The organism is Phenylobacterium sp. (assembly GCF_044372605.1).
Classification (GTDB): Bacteria; Pseudomonadota; Alphaproteobacteria; order Caulobacterales; family Caulobacteraceae; genus Phenylobacterium.
In genome coordinates, this window is sequence record NZ_JBILRO010000226.1 from 1 (window position 1) to 5808 (window position 5808).

Annotated in this window: 7 protein-coding genes and 1 pseudogene; 3 read left to right on the plus strand and 5 right to left on the minus strand. The window is 63.2% G+C overall.

Features of this window, described 5'->3' with window-relative positions; translation table 11 throughout:
* The 5 genes from ACIQ42_RS15220 to ACIQ42_RS15240 all read right to left on the minus strand — a co-directional run.
* On the minus strand, positions 1–716 hold a 716-nt coding region (locus tag ACIQ42_RS15220), incomplete at its 3' end, for a biotin/lipoyl-containing protein (protein ID WP_397423099.1).
* Positions 717–719: 3 nt separating this feature from the next.
* Positions 720–1772: a pyruvate dehydrogenase (acetyl-transferring) E1 component subunit alpha gene (gene pdhA, locus ACIQ42_RS15225; RefSeq protein ID WP_397423100.1), complete on the minus strand. Its 1053-nt coding sequence runs from the start codon at positions 1770–1772 to the stop codon at positions 720–722.
* Between the two features lie 46 nt (positions 1773–1818).
* Entirely contained in the window at positions 1819–2115 is a 297-nt protein-coding gene (locus ACIQ42_RS15230; protein WP_397423101.1) for a septum formation initiator family protein, read from the minus strand.
* Between the two features lie 101 nt (positions 2116–2216).
* On the minus strand, positions 2217–3077 hold the full coding sequence (locus ACIQ42_RS15235; RefSeq protein ID WP_397423102.1) for an alpha/beta fold hydrolase: 861 nt from the start codon (positions 3075–3077) through the stop codon (positions 2217–2219).
* The gene (locus ACIQ42_RS15240) at positions 3028–3600 is read right to left on the minus strand and encodes a GNAT family N-acetyltransferase (RefSeq protein WP_397423103.1); all 573 of its coding nucleotides are present in this window, start codon (positions 3598–3600) and stop codon (positions 3028–3030) included. Before ACIQ42_RS15240 ends, ACIQ42_RS15235 begins: the two co-directional genes overlap by 50 nt.
* An 82-nt stretch (positions 3601–3682) precedes the next feature.
* On the opposite strand from ACIQ42_RS15240, the gene ACIQ42_RS15245 reads away from it, so the two are divergent.
* The 3 genes and pseudogenes from ACIQ42_RS15245 to ACIQ42_RS15255 form a co-directional block, all read left to right on the plus strand.
* A complete protein-coding gene (locus ACIQ42_RS15245) occupies positions 3683–4573 on the plus strand; it encodes a flagellar motor protein MotB (protein ID WP_397423104.1) in 891 nt (296 codons plus the stop codon).
* Between the two features lie 74 nt (positions 4574–4647).
* Complete coding sequence (locus ACIQ42_RS15250; RefSeq protein WP_397423105.1) at positions 4648–5460, plus strand: arginyltransferase; 813 nt, start codon at positions 4648–4650, stop codon at positions 5458–5460.
* Positions 5461–5495: 35 nt separating this feature from the next.
* Positions 5496–5808, plus strand: a pseudogene (locus ACIQ42_RS15255) (chromosomal replication initiator DnaA); the annotation flags it as partial.

Here is a 5808-nt window from a genome sequence, read left to right on the forward strand (position 1 = left end):
GCTGCAGAATTAATAATATGATCAATGGCTTGCTTGGCGATATTGATCGTCATGAACTCGACGATCGGCTTTAGCCCGGCCATGGCTGCGCCGACGCCAAGACCGGCGAAGCCGTGCTCGGTGATTGGGGTGTCGATCACCCGCCTGGAGCCAAACTCGTCCAGCAGCCCGCGCGAGACCTTGTAAGCGCCCTGGTACTGGGCGACTTCCTCGCCCATCAGGAACACGTCCGGATCGCGGCGCATCTCCTCGGCCATGGCGTCGCGCAGGGCGTCGCGGACCGTCACCTTCACCAGCGACACGCCTTCGGGAAGTTCCGGATCACGCAGCATGACCGCCGGCGCTGCTGATGATGCGGCAGCGGCTCGCACGGGATCGCCCTTGGCTTCTGCGCGCGACGCCGGCTGCGGATTGGGGTCTGCCGCCTGAGGCTCCGGTAGCGGTTCCGGTTGCGGCGCGGAGGCCTGGGCCGCCCCGCCCTCGCCGGCCAGCCGCGCGATCACCGTGTTGACCTTCACCTCCTCGGTCCCTTCAGCCACGAGAAGCGCCTCGATCACGCCCTCGTCGACCGCCTCGACCTCCATGGTGGCCTTGTCAGTCTCGATCTCGGCGATCACGTCTCCGGAAGAGACCTTGTCCCCCACCTTCACGTGCCATTTCGCCAGAGTGCCCTCTTCCATCGTGGGCGAGAGGGCCGGCATCAGGATGTCGGTCACGCCTCAGGCCTCCGTGTAGACGTCGGTGTAAAGCTCGGATGGGTCCGGCTCGGGCGAGGTGCGCGCGAACTCGGCGGCGTCGGCGACGATACGCTTGACCTCGGCGTCGATCGCCTTCAGCGCAGCTTCATCGGCCCAGCCGTGCTTCTCCAGCAGATCTTCCACGTGTTCAATGGGATCGCGGGTCTTGCGCACCTCTTCGACCTCCTCCCGTGTCCGGTATTTGGCCGGATCGCTCATGGAGTGGCCGCGATAGCGGTAGGTCTTCATTTCCAGCAGATATGGGCCCTTGCCTGTCCGGCAGTGCTCGGCGGCTCGCAGGGCGGCCGTCTTCACAGCGGTCACATCCATGCCGTCGACTTCCTCGCCCGGGATATTGAACGAGACGCCGCGCTTGTGCAGCCTGGTCTCGGACGAGGACCGGTCGATGGCCGTGCCCATGGCGTATTCGTTGTTCTCGATCACATAGACGATGGGCAGCTTCCAGACCTGGGCCATGTTGAAGCTCTCATAGACCTGGCCCTGGTTGGCGGCGCCGTCGCCGTAGAAGGCCCAGCTCACCTTTCCGTCGCCGCGATAGGCGTTGGCCAGGGCCAGGCCGGTGCCCAGGCTGACCTGCGCACCCACGATGCCATGGCCGCCGTAGAATGCCGCCTCGGTCGAGAACATGTGCATCGAGCCGCCCTTGCCACGGGACGACCCGCCGGAGCGCCCGGTAAGCTCGGCCATGACCTCCCTGGGGTCCATGCCGCAGACCAGCATGTGGCCGTGGTCGCGATAGCCGGTGATCATCTGGTCGCCCGGCCGCTTGGCCGCCTGTACGCCGACCGCGATGGCTTCCTGCCCGATGTAGAGATGACAGAAGCCGCCGATCAGACCCATGCCATAAAGTTGTCCGGCCCGCTCCTCGAAGCGTCGGATCAGGAGCATGTCACGGTAGTAGGCGAGCAGTTCGTCCCGGGTGGGCCCGGCCGGCGCCACTGTTCCGGCGGGCTTAGCGCCGGACTTGGGCCGTGCTGGCCCCTTGTGAGCCGCCATCGTCTGCCCGCGCGCCATGCCTCACCCCGTGTTCAGTGTCACCTATGGGACCGGCGAACCGATCTCAAGGCAGCATACGGATTACATAGTCCCTTGGATCAGCGAAGCCTAGGATTGAGCTGGCTCTCTCCTCCAGTAGATCGGCGGAAAGGCTGGTGTCGCGGAGAAGTTGGGCACGTACCTCCAGGTCGTGGCGTTCGACCGCCAGCCTTGCGAGTTCCTGATTCTTCGCCACCAGGGTCGCATCGCGCAGATTGGAACGCAGCAGCCCGCCCTCACCCGTGAACGCGTGCACGCCGAAGTAGAAGATCAGCAGCGCCAGGGCGGCGGTGGAAATGTAGGGGCGGAGGCGAGCTAACACGGCGATTCCTGAAACGATATGTCATGTTCGCGCTGTTTTGGTTAAGGCCTCAATAATCTTTATGCTTCGGGTGTTTAGTCATCCCACGCCAAACAAGCCGCTCAACCCGCCGGAAGCCAATCCTTGAGGATGGCATTGACCTTCTCGGGCGCTTCCTGCTGCACCCAATGCGAAACCCCCGGCAAGCGCTTGATGGTCAGATCCCGGACATAGGCGTCAGTTCCGTCCAGCAACTCGATTCCCAGCGCCGCGTCTTCCTCACCCCATACGATCAGGGTCGGTGTTTCGATCACCGGCCAGGGCCCTGCCATTTTGCCGGGCACGCGCATGGCGGCGCGATACCAGTTGATCATTCCGGTCATGGCACCCGGTCGCTGCGCGTCACGGGCGTATCGATCCAGAACGTCGGGGCCAAAGTGGGTCTTGTCGACGGCCATGCCATGGAACGCCTGGCGCACCGCGCGGGCGTCCTTCGCCGTCGTAAGCCATTCCGGCAGACCGGGGATCTGGAAGAAGACCATGTACCAGCTCTTCTTGAGCTGGGACCATGACCGCCCGAGATGGGCCCGCATGACCCCTGGGTGGGGCACATTCATGATCACCAGGCGCTCCAGCGGACGAACCTTGTTGGTCGCGAAGGTCCAGGCGAGGCCGGCGCCCCAGTCATGGCCAATCAGGGTGACCTTCTTCGCGCCGCTGGCGTCGATCAGGGCTGCAACATCTTCCATCAGCCGGTCGACGCAGTAGGCCGCCACCGCTCTGGGCTTGGGTTCGGTTTCGCCATAGCCCCGCAGGTCCGGCGCCCAGACGCGATAGCCCAACGCTGCGAGCACTGGCATTTGATGACGCCAGGAAAACCGACTCTCCGGGAAGCCGTGCAGGCAGAGCGCGAGGTGATCACCGTCGCCAGCTTCATCGACCGCGAAGCGGAAGCCGTTGGTTTCGATGGTCAGGGTTCGCATCAGGTTCGCGTTCCTCGTTGTGATGGATGAAATGCGTGCTCTCGCCAACATGTCCAGGCAATTGGATCATGCCCTGGTAAACGAAGCCGATCTTCCGGAGAACCGCCATCGAAGCTTCATTCTCCGGCGTCGTGATCGCCGCCACTGTCGGAATGCCGAGGGTCGTCCGCGCAAGGCCGAGCACACCTGCGGCGGCCTCCTGTGCAAAGCCCTGCCCCCACGCATGGGGAAGGAACGCGTAACCCACGTCGGGCACATCCAGCCCGTCACGTTTGACCAGTCCAGCCAGACCCATAGCCGCGCCGTCCTCCAGAGGCTCGACGACCCACATTCCGAACCCATGCTCGCGATAGCTGCCGTGAATCCGTTCGGCGATATAGGTTCTTGCTTCCGCCTCCGTTCGCACCCCGCGATCGCCGATGTTGGCGATGAACCCGGCCGAGTTCAGCAACGCCAGGACAAATGGCGCATCGTCGTCCACCGCCTCGCGCAGCAGAAGGCGAGCCGTCTTAAGAATTAACATTCGCAGCACCCCCCGACCGAAACGCCATCTTAACGCGGACCAAGCAATTTGACTTCGCAAACAGCGTTAATGCGGGTGAACCATGTCGGGCGACCGGCCAATCGTCATCAAGAAGGTCAAGAAAGGTGGCGGTCATGGCCACCACGGTGGCGCCTGGAAGGTGGCCTATGCCGACTTCGTAACCGCGATGATGGCGTTCTTCCTGTTGATGTGGCTGATCAACACCACTTCGCCAGAACAGAAGCGCGGCGTCGCCGATTACTTTGCCCCGGCAAGTGTGTCGCAGAGTCAATCAGGCGCCGGTGGGATCCTTGGCGGCACGGCGCCCGGCAAGGACGGCTCCAGGAGCGCCGGCAGCAGTGACCTTGTTCAGGAAATGGCCCCTTCGTCGCGCAACCCCAATGACGGCGACAGCAAGGATGGCGCGAAGGCCCAGACCGCAGCCGAAGCCGAGGCCGAGGCCGAAAAGCAACGCGAGCAAGCCGCATTTGCTTCAGCCGCGCAGTCCCTGCGTCAGGCGCTGCAGGACATGCCGGAGCTGGCGGAGCTATCAAAGAACATCATTATCGACGAGACGCCCGAGGGGCTTCGCATCCAGCTGGTGGACCAGGAAGGACGCTCGATGTTCAATCAGGGCGCCAGCCAGCCCAACGATCGCGCAAAAATTCTCCTGCGGGCGATCTCCAAAGTCATCAATCAGCTGCCAAACCGGATCAGCATTTACGGGCATACAAGCGCCACCATGGCGGGGGACAAGCCCGAAACGGATTGGCAGCTTTCGGCGACCCGAGCCGATTCATCCCGCAAGGTGCTCCAAGGCGCCGGGGTGGACGCCGACCGGGTTTACCAGGTTTCGGGCAAGGCCGGCTCCGAACCGCTCTATCCGGACGACCCCGCACTGGCCGGAAACCGTCGGATCGCCATCGTGCTCTTGCGTGAAGCGCCGGTACTTCCGGCGAACCCGGGACTATAGGCAGGTCTTGCGAATACGCACGCCATGACGCCTAATCGCGTCCGGGGACCAGCTTCGAAAGCGACAACGGCTCAGTGACGCAACATTTTCCGACCCGGCAGATACGATTTTTCCTGACTGCCCCTTCGGCGTGCCCCTATCTGCCTGACCGCTTCGAGCGAAAGGTTTTCGCCCACCTGCCGCTCTCGGAAGGCGCGGTCGTCAATGACAGCCTGACCCAGGTTGGATTCCGCCGGTCGCAGAACATCGCCTATCGCCCGGCGTGCGAGGCCTGTTCGGCATGCGTATCGGCGCGAATTCCGGTGGCGGACTATTCTTTTTCCCGGTCCGAGCGGAAAACCCTGACCCGAAATTCGGATCTCGATCGAAACATCGTGGAGGCCGAAGCGACCATTGAGCAGTTCGACCTGCTTCGTCGCTATCTGACTGCGCGTCACGCGGATGGCGGCATGGCGGAAATGACCTGGCCGGATTACGTCGCCATGGTCGAGGACACTGCGGTTCGGACCCACGTCATCGAGTATCGGGTTCCGGCGAAGGATGGCGGCCCCGGCGATCTGGTCGCCTGCGCGCTTGTGGATCAGATGAGTGACGGTCTGTCGCTGGTGTACAGCTACTATGACCCGGCCTTACCTCGGCGCAGTCTCGGCTCACTCATGATTCTGGATCACATCGTCCAGGCTGGCGCATCGAACCAACCCTATGTCTACCTCGGCTACTGGGTGCGTGGCTCCGAGAAGATGGACTACAAGGTTCGCTTCTCACCCATCGAACTGCTCCGGCCAGGCGGTTGGGCCCTGGCCGCGGCGCGGGAACTCAAGGCAGAGACGGCAGGGTTCTCGAATGTTGGGCGCGGAACAGTGGCGCAGCGCGGCCCCGGCGACTAAACCCTGACCGTCAACCCAGAACCCGGGCAGGAAAGATGGTGCGCCAGCTTCGTCTGAAGCTCCAGAGCGAGCGGCTCGCGTCGCTGGATGAGTTCGCTCGCGGGGCCTCGAATAGACGGGCCGCAAATGCGATAGAGTCATGGCCCAACTGGATCGGTGGTTGCCTTGCGATCGTGGGGCCGCAAGGCTCCGGCAAGAGTCATCTGGCGCGCGCCTGGGCGGCGGCGACTGTCGCATATGTGGTTGATGGAAGCGCCGGCGACATTTCCCGGATCGGAAACCGTCCGGTTCTGATTGAGGATGTCGATCAAGGGGTCGCCGACGAGACCCTGTTTCATCTAATCAATG

What these genes read in the sequence shown, in the direction of transcription:
- ACIQ42_RS15245 (WP_397423104.1), top strand. Translation starts at nt 3,683, where the DNA reads ATGTCGGGCGACCGGCCAATCGTCATCAAGAAGGTCAAGAAAGGTGGC.
- ACIQ42_RS15240 (WP_397423103.1), bottom strand. Translation starts at nt 3,600, where the DNA reads ATGTTAATTCTTAAGACGGCTCGCCTTCTGCTGCGCGAGGCGGTGGAC.
- pdhA (WP_397423100.1), bottom strand. Translation starts at nt 1,772, where the DNA reads ATGGCGCGCGGGCAGACGATGGCGGCTCACAAGGGGCCAGCACGGCCC.
- ACIQ42_RS15235 (WP_397423102.1), bottom strand. Translation starts at nt 3,077, where the DNA reads ATGCGAACCCTGACCATCGAAACCAACGGCTTCCGCTTCGCGGTCGAT.